Origin of the sequence: Pseudomonas sp. JBR1, assembly GCF_028198185.1 — a bacterium.
Classification (GTDB): Bacteria; Pseudomonadota; Gammaproteobacteria; order Pseudomonadales; family Pseudomonadaceae; genus Chryseomonas; species Chryseomonas oryzihabitans_E.
Genome location: NZ_CP116340.1, coordinates 108,371 through 126,190, shown reverse-complemented (window position 1 = coordinate 126,190; position 17,820 = coordinate 108,371). Strand labels below are relative to the sequence as shown.

19 protein-coding genes and 1 riboswitch are annotated in these 17,820 nt (G+C 67.2%); of the genes, 4 read left to right on the top strand and 15 right to left on the bottom strand.

All coding sequences use genetic code 11. The features are described from left to right. Nucleotides 1–105: 105 nt before the first annotated feature. On the top strand, nt 106–795 hold the full coding sequence (locus tag PJ259_RS00595) for an SRPBCC family protein (RefSeq protein ID WP_271654353.1): 690 nt from the start codon (nt 106–108) through the stop codon (nt 793–795). On the opposite strand, the gene PJ259_RS00590 is transcribed toward PJ259_RS00595, so the two are convergent. Beyond that, nucleotides 792–1,241, bottom strand: coding sequence for a YcgN family cysteine cluster protein (locus PJ259_RS00590; protein ID WP_058762427.1), 450 nt, complete (start codon nt 1,239–1,241; stop codon nt 792–794). The two genes, PJ259_RS00595 and PJ259_RS00590, sit on opposite strands and share 4 nt — an antisense overlap. Before the next feature lie 136 nt (nt 1,242–1,377). Here PJ259_RS00590 and PJ259_RS00585 point away from each other — a divergent pair, with 136 nt between their 5' ends. Then, nucleotides 1,378–1,974: a nitroreductase family protein gene (locus PJ259_RS00585; protein WP_271654352.1), complete on the top strand. Its 597-nt coding sequence runs from the start codon at nt 1,378–1,380 to the stop codon at nt 1,972–1,974. Here the strand turns inward: PJ259_RS00585 and PJ259_RS00580 are convergent. Genes PJ259_RS00580 through rnd form a run of 3 tightly spaced genes read right to left on the bottom strand, consistent with a single transcriptional unit; the run spans nt 1,959 to nt 4,344 of the window. Continuing rightward, the gene (locus PJ259_RS00580) at nt 1,959–2,900 is read right to left on the bottom strand and encodes a D-2-hydroxyacid dehydrogenase (protein WP_271654351.1); all 942 of its coding nucleotides are present in this window, start codon (nt 2,898–2,900) and stop codon (nt 1,959–1,961) included. The genes PJ259_RS00585 and PJ259_RS00580 overlap by 16 nt on opposite strands. After that, the gene (locus PJ259_RS00575; RefSeq protein ID WP_271654350.1) at nt 2,897–3,199 is read right to left on the bottom strand and encodes a YcgL domain-containing protein; all 303 of its coding nucleotides are present in this window, start codon (nt 3,197–3,199) and stop codon (nt 2,897–2,899) included. Before PJ259_RS00575 ends, PJ259_RS00580 begins: the two co-directional genes overlap by 4 nt. Continuing rightward, nucleotides 3,196–4,344, bottom strand: a complete 1,149-nt coding sequence (rnd, locus tag PJ259_RS00570; RefSeq protein ID WP_271654349.1) for a ribonuclease D — start codon at nt 4,342–4,344, stop codon at nt 3,196–3,198. Before rnd ends, PJ259_RS00575 begins: the two co-directional genes overlap by 4 nt. Before the next feature lie 282 nt (nt 4,345–4,626). Here rnd and PJ259_RS00565 point away from each other — a divergent pair, with 282 nt between their 5' ends. Then, a complete protein-coding gene (locus tag PJ259_RS00565; RefSeq protein ID WP_271654348.1) occupies nt 4,627–5,931 on the top strand; it encodes an OmpP1/FadL family transporter in 1,305 nt (434 codons plus the stop codon). 103 nt (nt 5,932–6,034) lie between these two features. On the opposite strand, the gene PJ259_RS00560 is transcribed toward PJ259_RS00565, so the two are convergent. The 11 genes from PJ259_RS00560 to cobO all read right to left on the bottom strand — a co-directional run bounded on the left by PJ259_RS00560 (nt 6,035) and on the right by cobO (nt 17,101). Further along, nucleotides 6,035–8,188 carry a putative bifunctional diguanylate cyclase/phosphodiesterase gene (locus PJ259_RS00560; protein WP_271654347.1) on the bottom strand — a complete coding sequence of 718 codons (2,154 nt, stop codon included), beginning with the start codon at nt 8,186–8,188 and terminating at the stop codon, nt 6,035–6,037. 160 nt (nt 8,189–8,348) lie between these two features. Further along, nucleotides 8,349–9,080, bottom strand: coding sequence for an adenosylcobinamide-GDP ribazoletransferase (locus PJ259_RS00555; RefSeq protein ID WP_271654346.1), 732 nt, complete (start codon nt 9,078–9,080; stop codon nt 8,349–8,351). Then, a complete protein-coding gene (locus PJ259_RS00550; protein ID WP_271654345.1) occupies nt 9,080–9,631 on the bottom strand; it encodes a histidine phosphatase family protein in 552 nt (183 codons plus the stop codon). The genes PJ259_RS00555 and PJ259_RS00550 overlap by 1 nt, the downstream gene beginning before the upstream one ends. Further along, entirely contained in the window at nt 9,624–10,682 is a 1,059-nt protein-coding gene (gene cobT, locus PJ259_RS00545) for a nicotinate-nucleotide--dimethylbenzimidazole phosphoribosyltransferase (RefSeq protein ID WP_059314224.1), read from the bottom strand. The genes PJ259_RS00550 and cobT overlap by 8 nt, the downstream gene beginning before the upstream one ends. After that, a complete protein-coding gene (gene cobU / locus PJ259_RS00540) occupies nt 10,679–11,200 on the bottom strand; it encodes a bifunctional adenosylcobinamide kinase/adenosylcobinamide-phosphate guanylyltransferase (RefSeq protein ID WP_059314223.1) in 522 nt (173 codons plus the stop codon). Before cobU ends, cobT begins: the two co-directional genes overlap by 4 nt. After that, nucleotides 11,201–12,652: a cobyric acid synthase gene (locus PJ259_RS00535; RefSeq protein WP_271654344.1), complete on the bottom strand. Its 1,452-nt coding sequence runs from the start codon at nt 12,650–12,652 to the stop codon at nt 11,201–11,203. Then, on the bottom strand, nt 12,649–13,638 hold the full coding sequence (gene cobD / locus PJ259_RS00530) for a threonine-phosphate decarboxylase CobD (protein ID WP_271654343.1): 990 nt from the start codon (nt 13,636–13,638) through the stop codon (nt 12,649–12,651). The genes PJ259_RS00535 and cobD overlap by 4 nt, the downstream gene beginning before the upstream one ends. After that, nucleotides 13,631–14,539, bottom strand: coding sequence for an adenosylcobinamide-phosphate synthase CbiB (gene cbiB / locus PJ259_RS00525; RefSeq protein WP_271654342.1), 909 nt, complete (start codon nt 14,537–14,539; stop codon nt 13,631–13,633). The genes cobD and cbiB overlap by 8 nt, the downstream gene beginning before the upstream one ends. Beyond that, complete coding sequence (gene bluB / locus PJ259_RS00520; RefSeq protein ID WP_271654341.1) at nt 14,536–15,186, bottom strand: 5,6-dimethylbenzimidazole synthase; 651 nt, start codon at nt 15,184–15,186, stop codon at nt 14,536–14,538. Before bluB ends, cbiB begins: the two co-directional genes overlap by 4 nt. Next, nucleotides 15,183–16,481 (bottom strand): cobyrinate a,c-diamide synthase, encoded by a 1,299-nt coding sequence (locus PJ259_RS00515; protein ID WP_271654340.1) that lies wholly within the window; start codon nt 16,479–16,481, stop codon nt 15,183–15,185. The genes bluB and PJ259_RS00515 overlap by 4 nt, the downstream gene beginning before the upstream one ends. Continuing rightward, nucleotides 16,475–17,101: a cob(I)yrinic acid a,c-diamide adenosyltransferase gene (cobO, locus tag PJ259_RS00510; protein ID WP_059314217.1), complete on the bottom strand. Its 627-nt coding sequence runs from the start codon at nt 17,099–17,101 to the stop codon at nt 16,475–16,477. Before cobO ends, PJ259_RS00515 begins: the two co-directional genes overlap by 7 nt. Nucleotides 17,102–17,196: 95 nt before the next feature. After that, nucleotides 17,197–17,391: riboswitch (cobalamin riboswitch) on the bottom strand. Nucleotides 17,392–17,488: 97 nt separating this feature from the next. Here cobO and PJ259_RS00505 point away from each other — a divergent pair. Next, on the top strand, nt 17,489–17,818 hold the full coding sequence (locus PJ259_RS00505; RefSeq protein ID WP_059314216.1) for a four-helix bundle copper-binding protein: 330 nt from the start codon (nt 17,489–17,491) through the stop codon (nt 17,816–17,818). Nucleotides 17,819–17,820 lie beyond the last annotated feature (2 nt).

Below are 17,820 nucleotides of genomic sequence, written 5' to 3'. Positions count from 1 at the left end.
TCTGGGCAGGTCTTTTCCACAGCTAAAGGAGAATCTGCCATGCACCTAGATGCCCCTACTCCCCCTCTCGCTCCTCCGCCTCGCGACGCCGCCGCCATAAAAGGCATGGAACGCCTGGCCTCCGTGGCCGGCGGTGGCCTGCTGCTCAGCCGCGGCCTGGCGCGTGGCGGCCTGCTTGGCTTGCTCACGGGCGCCACCGGTGCCTGGCTGCTGAATCGTGGCCTGCGTGGCCATTGCTCGATTCGGCGCACCCTGACCAAGGTTCGTTTCGAACGTGACGTTCGTCGCTCGCTGGCATGGCGTTCGGCTGCCTCTCAGACTCGGCGGGTGGTGATCGCCCGGCCGCGCGATGAGCTCTATCAGTTCTGGCGCGACTTCTCCAACCTGCCGATCTTCATGCGTCATATCGAGCGCGTGGACGTGCTCAACGACCGTTATTCGCACTGGGTGGTCAAGGCACCCATGGGCCGCTTCGAGTGGGACGCCGAAGTCACCGACGACGTCCCGGGCCGGCTGATCGGCTGGCGCTCCTGCGGATATGCCGGCCTGAACAACCTGGGTTGGGTCAGCTTTGAAGATGTGCCCGGTGGCACCGAGGTGACGGCCGTCATGGCCTACGAACCGCCAGCCGGTCGCCTGGGCCACCTGTTCGCTCGCCTGCTGCGCCGCGACCCCGGTACCCGCATCGCTCAGGATCTGGCGGAACTCAAGGTGCTACTGGAGCGAGCCCATGCGGTCGGCGACCGCTACGGGGCTATCGAGCGCACCTCGCACATGGAGTCGCCGCTGGGCTAGCCGGCGCGGAAGATCAGGTAGTCTTCCCAGTCGTCCTCGGCGACCTGGGTCTCGCTGAGCATGCGGCCGGACTGGGAGATGCCGGCCTTGTGCACCGCCTCGCGGTCGTCGCAGATCAGCGGGTGCCACTCCGGCAGATCCTTGCCTTCGGCCACCAGGCGATAGCCACAGGTGGGCGGCAGCCAGGCGAACTGGTCGGCCTGGGCCGGCGTGAGCTGGATGCAGTCGGGTACGAAGCGGGTACGCTCGGCATAGCGACTGCACTGGCAGGTCTTGAGATCCAGCAGCTTGCAGGCGATGCGCGTGTAATAGACGGCGCCGTCGTCTTCATCTTCCAGTTTCTGCAGACAGCACAGGCCACAGCCGTCGCACAGCGATTCCCATTCCTGGGCATCGAGCTGATCGAGGGTCTTGCGCTTCCAGAACGGCTGGGTGATGGCGGCCATGGCGGATTGTCGGGCAAAGGAAAGGCCGCGCAGTCTAGTGCCGCACGCCCCAGGCGCCAAGCACCGTTCGCGCCCTTGTCGGCTCCATCGGGTCGGATTACCGTGCCGGATCTTCTTTCCCACGTGTGATGAGCCCATGACCAACAGCAGCCGTACGCCACAGTACCCCGTCGACCCGCAGTTCGTGCAGCGCTGGTCGCCCCGCGCCTTCGAACCCACAGCTATCGAGGAAGAGACCCTGCTCGGCTTCATCGAAGCCGCACGCTGGGCACCTTCGGCCTTCAATGCCCAGCCCTGGCGCTTCCTCTATGCGCGGCGCGACGACGCCCACTGGGAGCTGTTCCTGTCGCTGATCAGCGAGTTCAACCGCTCCTGGGCGCAGCATGCCTCGGCCCTGGTGATCATCCTGTCGAAGACCACCTTGCTGCGCGCCAGCAGTGGCGAGGAAGTGCCCTTCCCCAGCCACAGCTTCGACGCCGGGGCCGCCTGGGCCTACCTGGCGCTGCAGGCGACCAATGCCGGCTGGCACGTGCACGGCATGGCAGGCATCGATCGCGAGGGGATTCAGCGTGAGTTGCGGGTACCGGCGCCGTTCAAGGTCGAGCTGGCAGTGGCCATCGGCAAGCTGGGCGACAAGGCCAGCCTGTCGGAACAACTGCAGGCCCGTGAGCTACCCAGCCCGCGGTTGAAGGTCGAGGAGCTGGCGGTGGCCGGCCCCTATACCTTCGGTTGAAGGGCGAGATCAACGGCGCCGCGCAGGGGCTGCCCCTGTTGCAGGCGCTGGAGATTGTCCAGCAATAGCCGGATGGCCGCTGCCGGCGGCGTGGGCCCGGCGACATGGGCGGTGAGTTGCAGGTTCGGTGCCTGCCAGAAGGGATGGTCCTGCGGCAGCGGCTCCTGGCGGAACACGTCCAGCACCGCCCCGGCCAGGTGACCGCCTTGCAGCGCGGCGATCAGAGCGGCATCCACCACGCTGGTGCCGCGTCCGGCATTGATGAACAGGGCGCCTGCGGGCAAGGCGGCGAAGAAGGCCGCATCATAGATATCCCGGGTGCACGCGCTGTCCGGCAGCAGGTTGACGACGAAGTCTGCCTCCCTCGCCGCCTGGCGCAGCTCCGCCAACGTCACGACCTGGGCAAAGCCGGGCACGGCGCGGAGGCTGCGCGCCACGCCGGTGATCGTCATGCCGAAGGGGGCGAACAACCGCGCCATGTCCTGCCCGATGTCACCGGCCCCTACCAGCAGCAAACGTCGCCCGGCCAAGGTGCCCGGCGTGCGGGTATCCCAGCGTTGCTCACGCTGGCTGAGCTGGCGTGCAATGACCTGACGCTCATGCTGCAGCAGATAGGTCAGGACGTATTCGCCAATGCTCTGGCCGAACAACCCCACGGCGCGACTGAAGCGATAGTCGCAAGGCAGATCCGCTGCCAGCAGCGGCGCATAGCCGGCCCAGGTGGATTGCAGCCAGGTCGGTTTGGCGCCCTCGCGCAGCAGCGCTGCTGCGCGATCCGGCTGGCCGAACCAGTAGCCCCCTGCTGCCGCCAGACGAAGAGCCTCGGCCGGGTCCGCCGGCACCCGTAGTTCCAGGTCCGGCGCCAATTGGCGCCAGGCCTGCACATAGGCTGAAGGCTCGTCTTCCAGCAGCAGGACGGCGGTCATAGCGGATCGTTGAGACGCAGCAGTTCTTCGGGCAGGTGCTCGATGTAGTCGTCGCGCTCCAGCTCCGGCGGTGGCATCTGCAGGTGATAGCCCTGCTTGTCGATGTTCTCGAGGACCTTGGCGACGTCTTCCCGTGCCAGCGTGCGCTCCGGGGTCAGCACGAACTCGAAGGCCAGCGCTGGGGGGCCGAAGGCGGTGAGCAGGCCCTCGGGGACGCGGGTCAGACCCTTGAGCTTGTCGACATAGAGGTACATTTCCGGCTTGCGCGGGCTTCGGTAGATAGAGCACAACAGCTTCATGGGGTGTCTTCCAGGGGCGCGGTGCGCTGCGCCTGCAGGTGATCGAGAAGGGCCTGGCCAAAGCGCTCGCGACGCCAGCCGCGGAGATTCTCCGGGAGTTGGTAGTCGCCATCGGGCCAGCCGGTACGCAGCAGGGCTTCGAGCACCTTCTTGCGCAGCATGAGTTCCGGTGCCATGCCCAGGGCCTCGGCATCGCGTTCGCCGATGGCGCGCAGGGCCTTGAGCAGCGGCGATGCCTCGTGGGGCAAGGGCTCGGACTGCAGCGCCGGCCATTGGTCGGCCGGGGTAGCCACGCCTTCGTCGATCAGCGCCAGCAAGGTATCGCCATCCTGGCGCACGGTGCGCGGGTGCATGTCGTCGATGCGCGCCAGCGCCTGCTTGTCGTCGGGCTGGAAACGCGCCAGCGGCCAGAGCGAGCGTTCACGCAGGACATGGTTGCGCGGCTGGTCGCGCTCTCGGGCGGTCACCTCGCGCCAGTGGCAGAGCACCCGCAGCACCGCCAGTTGCTGGCGCGACAGGCGCCAAGCCAGCTTGACGTCGCGGTAGGCTTCCCAGGGATCGCTGATACGCCGCAGATTGGCCACCAGTTCAGCGCCATCTTCCAGTAGCCAGGTGCGCCGCTGGTCATCCAGACGTGCGTTCAGGTAGTGGTAGACGTCGACCAGATAGGTCACGTCGGCTGCCGCGTAGCGCTCCTGCAGCGGGGTCAGGGGACGTTGCAGCCAGTCCGAGCGCGTCTCGTCCTTGGGTATGTCGATCTTGAGCACTTCGGCGACCAGCCGCGAATAACCCATGGAATGGGCCAGACCCAGATAGGCAGCCGCCAGTTGGGTGTCGTACAGCGGCTGCGGCAGGCTGCCGGTCAAACGCAGCAACACTTCCAGGTCTTCGCTGCAAGCGTGCAGCACCTTCACGACGGAAGCGTCTTCCAGCAAGGCTGAGAAAGGGGTCCAGTCGCCAATGCACAGCGGATCGACCAGGTAGGCCTGTTCGCCGTCGCCTATCTGAATCAGGCCGGCCTTGGGATAGAAGGTATCGACCCGCATGAATTCGGTATCGAGGGCGATGAAGGGCAAGGTCTGGCACCGCTGACAGAGGGTGGCCAGCGCCGCATCGTCGCGGATCCAGTGAGGGGCAGAAGTCAAGGGCGCACTCCGAACAGATGAGCCGACAGTATAAGCCACCCGAGCGTGTTCTTCGGTGCCCGTCGGCGGTCTGTCGATCGCTGGGGAACAGGGCATTCAGCGGCTTTCCAGGCGGGTTCGTCGGATGAACGCCTGATGACCACCCCGAACCAAACGTGACCGAATAGTTTTTTTTGTATTCACGGGCGAGGCCTGCTAAAAGCAGAGTGTGCGCAGGTACTCACTCGGACTTGGGAATCCGCGGGGGTAGCGCTTCTCGCCTTTCAATGGAGCTGCAAGAGCATGAAAACAATAAAACTGACCCTGCTTGCATTGGCCGTTTCGAGCGCTTCCGGCTATGCCCTGGCGAACGGTCTGGCTATCAACGAACAAAGTGTCAGCGGTATGGGTACCTCCTTCGCTGGACGCTCCTCTTCCGCGCAGGACGCCTCCACCATCTATGGCAACCCGGCCGGCATGTCCCGCCTGGGCCGCGAGGTCTCCCTGGGTGGCGCCTACATTCACGCCAAGGTCGACATCAAGGACGTCAACGCCCGTTATGCCAATGGCACACAGGTGCCCGGCAGCAACGACGGCGACATGGTGCCCAATTCGGTGGTGCCCTTCGGCTATTTCGTGACCCCGGTGGATGACCGCCTGCACTTCGGCCTGGGTGTCTACGTCCCCTATGCGCTGATCAGCAACTATGAGCATGCCTTCCAGGGCCGCTACCAGGGCCAGGCGAGCAAGGTGGAGGTCATCACCATCCAGCCGACCGTCAGCTACAAGATCACCGACAAGGTGTCCGTCGGCTTCGGCCCGACTATCAACCGCATCGAAGGCAAGCTCAACAGCAACGTCAACTTCGGCAGCACTCAGGATGGCCAGGTTAAGATCGATGGCGATGACACCGCCTACGGCTTCAACGTCGGCCTGCTGGCGGACCTGACCGATGACCTGACCTTCGGCCTGACCTACCACTCCAAGGTCACCTACAAGCTCAAGGGCAACACCGAGGTAACTGGCGCCAACAGCCAGGTCAGCCCCATCACCAACGCCCTGGTCAGCCGTCTCAATGGCAAATATGACGCCAGCCTCAATATCACCCTGCCAGAGAGCAGCGATGCCTCCTTCACCTATCGTCTGAACAACGACTGGACGATGTACGCTGGCGCCACCTGGACTCGCTGGAGTCGCCTCAAATCGATCGACGTGGAGAACGAGGGTACGCCTACCCTGCCAGTGCTGGGTTCGCCCCTGGCAACCGTGTCGGAAGAGCTCAAATGGAAGGACACCTGGTCCTACGCCGTGGGCGCGGCCTATCAGCTGAATCCCCAGTGGGTGCTACGTGCCGGCATGGCCATCGACCCCACCCCGGCGGACAACGGCGACCGCAACGTGCGCATCCCGGTGGGTGATCGCAAGACCTTCTCGGTGGGCGCAGGCTGGTCCCCGACCAAGGACATGACCATCGATGTGGCCTATGCCTATCTCTGGGAAGACGATGTGTCGATAAATCGCCCCGCCACCGCCACCAAGGCCGGCTACAGCGCCAAATACGACAACAGCGCCCATGGCCTGGGTGCCCAGCTGACCTACCGCTTCTAAGCCCTAGGATCCGCTACCGAAGCCGCCGCGAGGCGGCTTCGTGCTTTCCGGGATATTGATCGCGCGTCAGCTGCCCCGCTCGGTGAAGGGCTTTGCCTTTCGTCTACGCCCTGAGCTCCCAGTAACCTTGCTCCTGCTCGGCGTACCAGTGCTGGAAGTCCTCCAGTGACAGAGCCCCAGCTACCAACTGGCCCTGGATCTGGTCGCAGCCCAGCTCGGTGAGCACCTGCAGCGCCTGGTGGGTTTCCACCCCTTCCGCCACCACGCGCAGGCCGCGTAGCTGTCCAAGCTGGACCAGCAGGCGAATCACCTCCTGATCACCCGGCAACTGGCAGTGCTCGATGAACTGCCGGTCGATCTTCAGCTCGTCGATGGGAAAGCTGCTCAGGCAGGCCAGCGAGGAATGACCGGCACCGAAATCGTCCAGCGACAGTTCGAAGCCCATCGCCTTGAGCTGGCGCAGGCAGTCGAGCACCTGTACCGGATTGCTCATGGCCCGGGACTCGGTGATCTCCAGGCAGAAGCCGGCGGCTACGGCACCCGTCTCGTCCAGCAGCCGGCCGATGCGGGCGATGAAGGCCGGGTGCTCGAGGTCCAGCAGCGACAGATTGACGTTGAGTTTGAGGGCACCCAGCTGCCGCTCGCGCTGCAGACGCATGCAACGTTCCAGCACCCAGAGCGTGATGTCGCAGATCTTGCGGCTCTGTTCGGCGATGCCGACGAAGGCGTCCGGCTTGAGCAGGCCCAACTCCGGATGTTGCCAGCGGATCAGGACTTCGGCGCCCTCGACCCGGCCATCCGGCAGCGCGATCTTGGGTTGCAGATAGAGCCGCAACTGATCGTGATCCACGGCGAGGTCCAGGGCATCGAGCATGGCAATGCCGAGCTGACGCTGGCGCTCCTGGTCCGGATCATGGAAGGCGAAGGGCAGCTGCCGCCGGCGCGCATCCTGCAGGGCGGTCTCGGCGTTGGCCAGCAAGGCTTCGGCGCTGGTGCCGTGCTCGGGGTAGCAGGCGATACCGAAGGTGATGCGCAGAGATATTCGCTGATTGCCACTGACGAAGGGCTTCTCCACCAGGTTGCGCAGCGACAGCAGCGCCGCCTCCGCCGAAGCGCCATCGAACCAGGGCAGCAGCAACACGAAGGTGTCGGCACCGATCCGCGCTACGCCGTTTTCTTCCGGCGCCGCGACCCTTAGCCGGCGCGCCAGATGACGCAGGATCTTGTCGCCGCCCTCCTGGCCGAGCAGTTCGTTGATATTGCGGAAGTTCGCCACGTCCAGCAGCAAAACGGCGAAACGCCCGGCCGCGGCGCGTTCGATACGCTGGCGAATCTCCAGGACCAGCCGCACCTGGTTGGGCAGGCGGGTAAGCATGTCGCGAAAGGCCAGCTGGCTGATGCGTCGCTCGCGCGCAGCCAGGGCAGCGCCCATCTGGTTCATGGCGCGGCCCAGCCGGCCGACCGGATCGCGTCCTTCCTTGAGGCCCAATTGATAGTCGCCGTCGGCGATGCGCTCGGTGGCCTGCCCGAGGCGGGCAAGATAGCGATTGAGCACACCGGCCAGTATCCGACTGACCAGAGCCCCCAGGGCAAAGATGATTGCGCCTATCAGCAGCGAATCCAGTAGAGCCGACTGCTCTGCTGCTGCTATTCCTTCCATGAACATGTCCGCCCCTATGACGACTGCTTGCCCGTCCTGCCCGGGAATGGCCAGGAACAGAGAACGGAAACTGCCAAAATTATCCTGGTATTCCGCGAAACGAGGTTGATGATCGGCAAACACGGCTCCGAGTTCCGGCGGTGCCTGATCGTAGAGCTGGCGATAGTCGCCAAAGTAGCCAACGCGGATTTCTTCCTCGTTGGCCGAATCCATGATGAAGCGAAAATTCGAACCTTCCTTGACGAAGGCATAGAGCGACGCCAGCCCGGCCTTGCGGGCATAGCGATCCAGGTTGATCAAGGTGCGTTGGTAGCGTGCGGAATCCGCATTGGCCGGGTCTTGCAGCTGTGCCAGATAGTCTTCGCCCAGGATTTCAGGCAGTGCCAGGGCGGCGCTCATCAGCCGATAATCGATGCTCTGGCTGCTGGCATCCCGGGCCTGACGATAGCTGTGCAGGGTGAACAGCAAGGTGCCTAGGGCATCGACCAGGATGAACGCCAGAAAGAAGGTGGCGAACAGACTACGCGGCTTGAGACGGAGCCGTGAGGACGGAGCGATCTCCTGGGGCGAGGCGGTGCGTTGAGGCGCATCAGGCATGGGAGCTCCTTGTCCAGCTGACGACGACTCCCCCTTGGATCCGCACGTGCCGAGGTGGCTTCGCTGGGCGAGATACCACGGCACTTCATAATGGTTTAACCCGGGCCGTTCAAGGACGGAGGTCGCAAAACCCAAGCTGTCTCACGCTTGTGCACATTTTTCAGCGCAACGTTAGCGCCAGTGCCACCAGCACCCCGGTTTCAGTGATTTCGAGAAGCGCGCCTGCCGTGTCGCCGGTGGTACCGCCCAGGCGCTGTCGCAGCGCCCGGCGCGCCAGCAAGGCGATGCCAGCGGTCACCAGCAGCGCCACGAAGCCCTGGGGCAGCAAGGCCAGACCCGCAGCGCCAAGCAGCAGCACCCTGTTGAGCAGCTTCCGTGGCAGGTGGCGACTGAGCATGTCGCCCAGCCCGCCCGGACGCACATAGGCCGTGGTCAACAGCAACCAAGGCAGCGCCAGGCGACCGGCCAGAGGCGCCAGCCACAGGCACGCCAGCGAGTCCGGCAAGAGCACGACCAGGGCGCTCCATTTGAGCAGCAGGGTCAGCAGCAGCGCCAGCACGCCCATGGGGCCGCAGGCCGGATCCTTCATGATGGCCAGCGTCCGCTCGCGGTCGCCATAGCCACCGACCCAGGCATCGAAGGTGTCGGCCAGGCCATCCAGATGCAGCCCGCCCGTCACCATCACCCAGGCGGCCAGCACCAGCGCTGCCTGGAGGAAGACGCCGCCCCCGGCGCCCACCCAGGCGATCAGACTCAGCACAGCGCCGATTAGCAGGCCGACTGCCGGATACCAGAGCACCGAACGGCCGATGGCCTCGGGTGCGGGCATGCCCGGTAGCCGGACCGGCAGGCGGGTGAGGAACTGCACGGCGATCAACCAGGACAGCGGCATCAGTCTTGCTCCAGTGCCAGCGACTGCAGGGTCGCGTAGGGTGCCTCGACCTGCAGTAGATCCTTGGGCGGGAAACCGCGCTGGCGCGCCAACAGCAGGCGGATGACGCCGCCGTGGGTGACGATCAGGCTGCGTTGCGCCTGCAGTCGCGGACGCCAGCGCGCCACCGCCCCCAGCACCCGCTCGGCGAAGGCGGCCACGGGCTCGCCTTCGGGCGGGGTATAGGCATAGGGATCGGCCCAGAACAGCCCCAGGGCCTCGGCCTGGTCCCGCATCAGCTCGGCCGCACTGCGGCCTTCCCAGGCGCCGAAATCCAGTTCGCGCAGATCGGGCTCCAGCAGCAGCTCGGCACCCTGCTCCGCTGCCAGCCATTCGGCGAAGCGTGCGCAGCGCTGCTGCGGCGAACTCAGGATCAGGGCGAAAGGCGGCTGCGCGGCGACGGCGGCGCGCAGTTGCGTCCAACCCTGTTCCGACAGCGGCGGATCGAGGCGGCCGCGAAAGCCTTCGGGACCCTCGGTGGCGCCATGGCGCAGCAGCCAGCAATCAGTCATGGGCGCGACTGGAAACGCTGGCTTCGGCGAAGGTGGCCATCTCGCTGTGCAGGCGACAGGACAGCTGCAACAGCGGGACCGCCAGGGCCGCACCGCTGCCCTCGCCCAGGCGCAGGCCCAGGTCCAGCAGCGGCTCGCCACCCAGGGCCAGCAGTACGGCGGCATGGCCGGGCTCGGCGCCACAATGGGCGAACAGCAGCCAGTCGCGGGTATCGGGCTGCAGGTGTTGGGCACAGAGCGCGGCGACCGAGCAGATGAAGCCATCCACCAGGGTCGGCAGGCCCTGCTGGGCGCAGGCCAGATAGGCGCCGGTCAAGGCGGCCAACTCGAAACCGCCCAGCCGGCGCAGCAGTTCGTAGGGATCCTGCAAGGCATCGCCATGACGCAACAACGCACGCTGGATGACTGCCACCTTGCGCGCCACGCCATCGGCGTCCAGCCCGGTACCGGGCCCGGCGAGGGCCAGCGGCGAGGTGTCCAGGAGCACGCTGGCCAGGGCGCTGGCGGCGGTGGTGTTGCCGATGCCCATCTCGCCGCCAATGAAGAGGTCGGCGCCGCCGGCACAGGCCCGCAACACGGCGTCGCGTCCGGCCTGCAGCGCCGCCTGGCACTGGTCATGGGTCATGGCTGGCGTCAGGGTGAAATTGGCGGTGCCGCGTCCCAGGGGTAGATCAATCACCCCGGGCAGGGCTTCCAAGGGCGTGACGGTGCCCAGGTTGATGACTTCCAGGGCGGCGTCGAGTTGCCGGGCGAGCACGCTGATGGCGGCGCCACCGCGCACGAAGTTGCGCACCATCTCGGCGGTGACGGACTGGGGATAGACCGAGACGCCCTCCTCCACGACCCCGTGGTCACCGGCGAAGACGGCGATGGCGGTGCGCTGCAGCAGAGGGCGCGGCGTGCCCTGCAGGGCCGCCAGCTGAATGGCCAGCACCTCCAGATCGCCAAGCGAGCCGCTCGGCTTGGTCAAGACCATCTGCCGCTGGCGCGCCGCTTCGGCGGCAGCGGTATCGGGTTGGCGGCAGGGTCCTTGCCACCAGGGCATGCTCATAACGGGGTTCCTTTGAGGGTCAGGGGGAGACCGGCCACGCTCAGCACCACGCGATCGCAGCGGGTGGCCAGGGCCTGGTGCAGTTCGCCAGCGGCATCGACATAACGCCGTGTCAGCTCGCCCAGGGGGACGATACCCAGACCGGTCTCGTTACTGACAAAGATAAGCCGGCCAGGCAGCTGGGGCATGACGTCGAGCAGTTGCGCGCAGGCCTGCTCCAGGCGCTGCGGATCGTCGAGCAGCAGCAGGTTGGTCAGCCAGAGGGTCAGGCAGTCCACCAGCAGACACTGCTCTGGCGCGGCCAGCGCCTGCAGGCGTTCGCTCAGCGCCAGGGGCTCTTCCACCAGCGCCCAGTGTGCGGGCCGGCGCGCCGCGTGGCGTTCGATGCGGCGCGCCAGTTCGGCATCGCTGCCCCCGGCGGTAGCGATATAGGTGACTGCCAGTCCGCAGTCGGCAGCCAGGCGCTCGGCCAGGGCGCTCTTGCCGGAGCGAGCGCCGCCAAGAATGAGTTCGCGCATCTAGAGCTCGCAGAGGGCGCGCAGGCGCCCGGTGTCCAAATGGTGTTCGACGAGGTCGGCCAGGCGCTCCAGATCGCGTTCGCGCAGGGCGTGGTAGTCCAGCTGCTGCGGCTCGGCCAGACCTGCCCAGCGCAACAGCGCGACACTGGCAGCGGGCGACTCGAACAGGCCGTGCAGGTAGGTACCCAGCACCTGGCCGTCTGCGCTGAGACTGCCATCGACGCGACCATCCTCGAAGCGCAGCACCGGATGCTCCAGCGCCGCTCCCCGGCTGACGCCGGCATGAATCTCATAGCCGGCGACCTCGGCGTCGCCGTCGCACAGCCAGCCGCGCACGTTGCGCAGCTGCTTCTCCGCGGCCAGTTCGGTGGTCATGGCCAGGAGTCCAAGGCCCAGGCTGTCACCCGGGGCGCCCTCCAGGCCTAGCGGATCGGCGACTCGCTCGCCCAGCATCTGGAAGCCGCCGCAGATGCCCAGCACACGCCCGCCATAGCGCAGGTGACGGGCAATGGCCGTGTCCCACCCCTGGGCACGCAGGAACGTCAGATCGTTGCGCACGCTCTTGGAGCCGCCCAGGATGATCAGATCCGCCGCGGGCAGGGCCTCGCCCTGCCGAACGAACAGCAGTTCCACCTGGGGATGCAGGCGCAGGGGATCGAAATCGGTGTGATTGCTCAGCCGTGGCATCACCGGCACCGCCACCCGCAAGCGGGGTCCCTGCTTGGCGACCTGGCCGGTGGCCAGGCGATCCTCGGCTTCCAGGTGCAGGTCATGCAGATAGGGCAGCACGCCAAGCACCGGTTTGCCGGTGCGGGCTTCGAGCCAGTCCAACCCTGGTTGCAGCAGGGCCAGGTCGCCGCGAAAACGGTTGATGATGAAGCCGGCGACGCGCGCCTGCTCGCTCGGTTCGAGCAGGTCCAGGGTGCCGACCAGATGGGCGAAGACACCGCCGCGATCGATGTCCGCCACCAGCAGCACCGGGCAGTCCACTGCCTCGGCGAAGCCCATGTTGGCGATGTCGCCCTGGCGCAGGTTGATCTCGGCCGGCGAGCCGGCGCCTTCCACCAGCACCACCTCGAAGCGCTCGGCCAGCCGGGCATGGGAGGCCAGTACCGCTTCGCGCGCCACGGGCTTGTAGGCGTGATAGGCCTTGGCGTCCATGCTGGTGACGGCGCGGCCATGGATGATCACCTGGGCGCCGACGTCGGTATTGGGCTTGAGCAGCACGGGATTCATGTCGGTATGGGGCGCCAGACCACAGGCCTGGGCCTGGACCGCCTGGGCCCGGCCGATCTCGCCACCGTCGGCGGTCACCGCGCTGTTGAGCGCCATGTTCTGCGGTTTGAAGGGTACTACGCCTACACCCTGGCGATAGAGCCAGCGGCACAGGGCGGCCACCAGGGTGCTCTTGCCGGCGTCGGACGTGGTGCCCTGCACCATCAGCGTACTCATAGGGGACTCCGGTAGTTGGCCAGCCCCTGGTCCAGGCGCTGCCAGCCGGACTCGTCGCCCGGCAGGCCGAATCTCAGGGCGCCAAGGTCGGGGAACAAGCGGGTAAGGATGGCCTGGCGCGCCAGGTGCTCGTGCAGGGCCGTGGCATCCGGGCGCTGCAGCAGCTGAAACAGGGCGCAGCCACCGCTAGGGTCGAGGGCGTGCCCGGCGAGCACCGCCGCCAGGCGCTCGCCGGCTTGCCGAAGCGCCTCACGCTGGCGCTCATGAGCCGCCTGGTCGACCAGCAGCTGCCGCGCAAGATGACGACTGGGCCCGTTGACCGTCCAGGGACCGAGATGCTCATCGAGCAGCGAAAGCAGGTCCGGCGCGGCAAGCACGAAGCCCAGGCGCATGCCGGCCAGCCCGAAGAACTTGCCAAAGGAGCGCAGCACGATCAGCCCGGGCAGATCGCTGAAGGGCGCGAGACTTGCACCTGGCGTAGGGTCCATGAAGGCCTCGTCCACCACCAGCCAACCGCCCCGCCTTTCGAGGCGGGCATGCCAGTCCAGCAGCCGCGCAGGTGAGAGGCGCTGCCCGGTAGGGTTGTTGGGGTTGACCACCACCAGTACGTCCACTTGGTCGAGCCCGGTCGCGATCTGCTCCTCGCTCCACGCCAGCACCTCGTGGCCGGCGCGACGCCAGGCCAGGGCATGCTCGGCATAACAGGGCGCCAGCACCCCGACTCGCGAAGGCGCGCGCAGGACGGGCAGCGCCTGGATGGCAGCCTGGGAACCAGCCACCGGCAACAGCGCGGACGCACGATAGTAGCTACAGGCGGCGTCCACCAGGCCGTCATCGGGCTCGGGCAGGCGCGCCCAGGCACTGGCGGGAATCTCGGGCAATGGCCAGGGCCAAGGAGCCAGTCCGGTAGACAGGTCCAGCCAGTCGGCCAGGGGGATATCATAGGTGCGCGCCGCGCGCCGCAGTCGACCGCCGTGCTCAAGCAAGCAGCAGTCCTCCCAAGGCGATCAGCAAAGTCCACAGCCAGGCACCGCGTCGTACCAGCTGGAGGGCACGGGTGATGGTCAGGAAGGTAGGGGCCGGACCGCGACCCAACAACGGACGCTCGTGCCATTCGCCGTGGTAGCGGGCAGCGCCGCCCAGGCTCACCCCCAGGGCTCCAGCGCCGGCGGCCATCACCGGGCCAGCGTTGGGGCTGTCCCACAGCGGCGCCTGGGAGCGCCAGCTTTCGATGGCGCTCCAGAAGCGGCCAAGAACGGCATAGGTCAGGGCGACCAGACGCGCGGGAATATAGTTGAGCACATCGTCCAGGCGCGCCGCGGCCCAACCGAAACGCTCCAGGCGTGGGGTGCGATAGCCCCACATGGCGTCCAGGGTATTGGCCAGGCGATAGAGCACCACGCCCGGGGCACCGAGCAGGGCGAACCAGAACAACGCGGCGAAGACGGCGTCGCTGCCATTCTCCAGCACGGATTCGGTGGCGGCGCGGGCCACAGCGGTTTCGTCCAGCTCGTCTGTCTCCCGACTGACGAGGTAGCCGACCCGGCGCCGTGCTTCGGGCAGGTTGTTGCGCTGCAGGGCACGTGCCACCGGCTCGGCGTGCTCGCCCAGGCTACGTAGGCCCACCGCCAGATACAGCGCCAGAGGCTGGATGATCCAGGCCAGCCAGCCGATCTGGCAGAGCAAGGCGGTGAGCAGCACCCAGGGCAGCACGGCCAGGCTCCAGGCCATCACCCCATGACTGCGCCAGCCACGGCCACCGGGGTTGAAGCGCGCTTCGAGGCTGTCGGCGTAGCGGCCGAACAGCACCAGGGGATGGCCCCGACGGGGTTCGCCGAGTAGCAGGTCGAGCAGCATGCCGCCGACGACCGCGAAGGCCAGCATCATGGCTTCTGGCCCCAACGATTCTCGAAGACCAGTTCTTCCAGCGGACGGCCCTGACGCCAGCCCTCCTCCTCCAGCATGGGTCGCGGATAGAAGGCTTCCACCGGCCCCAGGCAGAGGATGGCCGCTGGCTGGGACCCCTCGGGCATCTCCAGCAGGGTGCGCACCGCTTCCGGGTCGAACAGCGAGACCCAACCCATGCCCAGGCCTTCGCAACGCGCGGCCAGCCAGAGATTCTGGATGGCGCAGGAGAGCGAGGCCAGGTCCATCTCCGGCAGGGTACGGCGGCCGAAGATATGGGCTTCGCGCCCGTCCATCAGGGCAGCGACCAGCACCTCGGCGCAGTCGAGAATGCCCTGCACCTTGAGCTTCATGAAGTCATCGCTGCGCTCGCCGAGGGCTTCGGCGGTGGCGCAGCGCTCTTCCTCCACCAGCTCGTGCAGGCGCTGGCGCAAGGCCGGATCGCTGATGCGCAGAAAGCGCCAGGGCTGCATCAGCCCGACGCTGGGGGCCTGGTGGGCGGCGCCCAGCAGGCGGGCCAGTTGTTCGGGGGGCACCTCGCCACCGCAGAAATGGCGCATGTCGCGGCGCTCGGCGATGGCTCGGTAGACGGCGGCTTGTTCGGCAGGGGTATAGGGTGTCGTGGTCACGGCTTGAACATCGCGGCGGCCGCGGCGGGTGCCGACGGCATGTAGAAGTGAATATAGCTGGCGGTGAGGCGACCGTCTCGATAGACCGCTTCGGCCACCGCCTTGCCATTGGGGCACAGACCCCGCGCCCAGGGCGCCTCGGGCGACTCCAGCGCGGAATGATGGTAGGTGTGGCCGCGCAAGGTGCCCTGCGCGAACTCCACCGACTGCAGGGCCAGGGCGGTCAGCCGGGCCTGCATCCGCGCGCTGCCCGGTAAGAGACCGAGCATGGCGGCGGACTCACCGGCCTTGTCGGTCAGCTCCTGGAGCAGATAGAGCATGCCACCGCACTCGGCAAGGATCGGCTTGCCGGCGGCGTGGTGGGCGCGAATGGCGGCGCGCATGCCAAGGTTGTTGGACAGCGCCTGCAGGTGCAGCTCGGGATAGCCGCCCGGTAGATAGAGGCTGTCCACCTCCGGCAGCGTCGAGTCGGCAAGCACGGAAAAGAATTGCAGCTCGGCGCCCAGGGCGCGCAGCAAGTCCAGGTTGGCCTGGTAGAGAAACGCCAGGGCCGCATCGCGGGCCACGCCAATGCGCACCCCGGCCAGCAGCGGTTCGACCGGCGTCGGCTCCGGCGCGGCGAAGGCTACTGGCGGCGGCAATTCGATGTCGGAGCTGGCGGCCAGGGCATCGGCCGCCATGTCCAAACGGCGATCCAGGTCGGTGACCTCGTCGGCCTGGATCAGCCCCAGGTGGCGACTGGGCAGCTCGATGCCGGCATCTCTTGGCAGGCTGCCAAAGAAGGTCATGCCCGCCGGCAGGCTGCCGCGGATCAGCTGCGTCTGCCGCGGGCTGCCACTGCGATTGGCCAGCACACCGGCGAACGGCAGGCTCGGCCGATAGTGGGCCAGGCCATAGGCCAGGGCACCAAAGGTCTGCGCCAGGCCCGCGGCGTCGATCACCCCCAGTACCGGTACGCCGAAGCGCTCGGCCAGGTCCGCCGCCGACGGCTGCCCGTCGAACAGCCCCATGACGCCTTCGATGAGGATGAGGTCCGCCTCCGCCGCCGCTTCCCACAACAGGCGCCGACTCTCGGCCTCGCCGATCATCCACAGATCGAGCTGGTAGACCGGGGCGCCACTGGCACGGGCGAGGATCATCGGATCGAGAAAATCCGGGCCGCACTTGAACACCCGCACCCGCCGCCCCTGGCGTGCATGCAACCGGGCCAGGGCAGCGGTGACGCTGGTCTTGCCCTGACCGGAGGCCGGGGCGGCGATCAGCAGCGCCGGGCAGTGCCGCGGTGCGCCTACCATTCGATGCCCTGCTGGGCGCGGACGCCGGCCTGGAAGGCATGCTTGACCAGACTCATGTCGGTCACGGTGTCGGCGGCTTCGATCAGGGCCGGCGGCGCGCCGCGGCCAGTCACCACCACATGCTGGTGCGCCGGACGCCCGGCGAGATCGGCCAGCACCTGGTCGACCTCCAGATAGCCATGCTTGAAGGCGATGTTGAGTTCGTCCAGCAGCACCAGGCCGATGGCCGGGTCGCGCAAGAGCTCCACTGCCACCGCCCAGGCCGCGGCCGCCGACTGCAGGTCGCGGGCACGATCCTGGGTGTCCCAGGTGAAACCCTCGCCCATGACGTGGTAACGCACCTCGTCGGGGAAGCGCCTGAAGAAGAGTTGCTCGCCAGTGTCGCGGCGGCCCTTGATGAATTGCACCACGCCGACCTGCATGCCGTGGCCGAGGGCGCGTGCCGCCATGCCGAAGGCGGAGCTGCTCTTGCCCTTGCCGATGCCGGTGTGCACCAGCAGCAGGCCGCGTTCGTCCTGGGCGTCGGCGATCCGGGCGTCGATCACCGCCTTCTTGCGCACCATGCGCGCGCGGTGGCGTTCGTCGCGCTCGGGGCTGTTCGAATCTGGGGTGTCGGTCATGGCGTTTCTCCGGGTACGGGCGCGGCGGAGAAACGGGCAGAGACGCCGCCCGCGTAAGGCAGGTGGCGACGCCGCACGACGCCCTCCGCATCGCCGAGATGAACGCAAGCGTGGCCGGTCTCCGGGCTGGTGAGTCGATACCCTCGGGTACCCGCTGCGCCCCTTCCCGGCCGGGGCCAGTGGGTCTCGCGCAGCTGCTACTCAACTACCGTTGCGGGGGCAGCGCCGGCTCGACCGGCTTCCCTGTTTCACCCCGACTCAAACGGGGCACCACGTGCAAGGGCGCAGGGTACGGACTACCCGAGAGAGCGTCAATCGATCGCGCGGGCCGAACTCGGCGCCCGGCGGCCGGGTCCACCCTTAGCACCCCACTACCAGGAGATACCCATGACCGAATCCTCCCTCGCCGCCTGCATCAAGGCCTGCCTCGACTGCGCGGCCGCGTGCGAAACCTGCGCCAGCGCCTGTCTGGGTGAAGCCAATCTGGACATGATGCGCGATTGCGTGCGCCTGGATCGTGACTGCGCCGACGCCTGCCGCCTGGCCGCCACCTTCATGCAGCGCGGTAGCGACCGCCTGGCCGAAGCCTGTGCCCTCTGCGTGGCGACCTGCCGCGCCTGCGCCGCCGAATGCGGCAAGCACAAGGCCGACCACTGCCAGGCTTGCGCCCAGGCCTGTGAAGCCTGCGCCGATGCCTGCGCAGCCATGGCCGCCTGAGC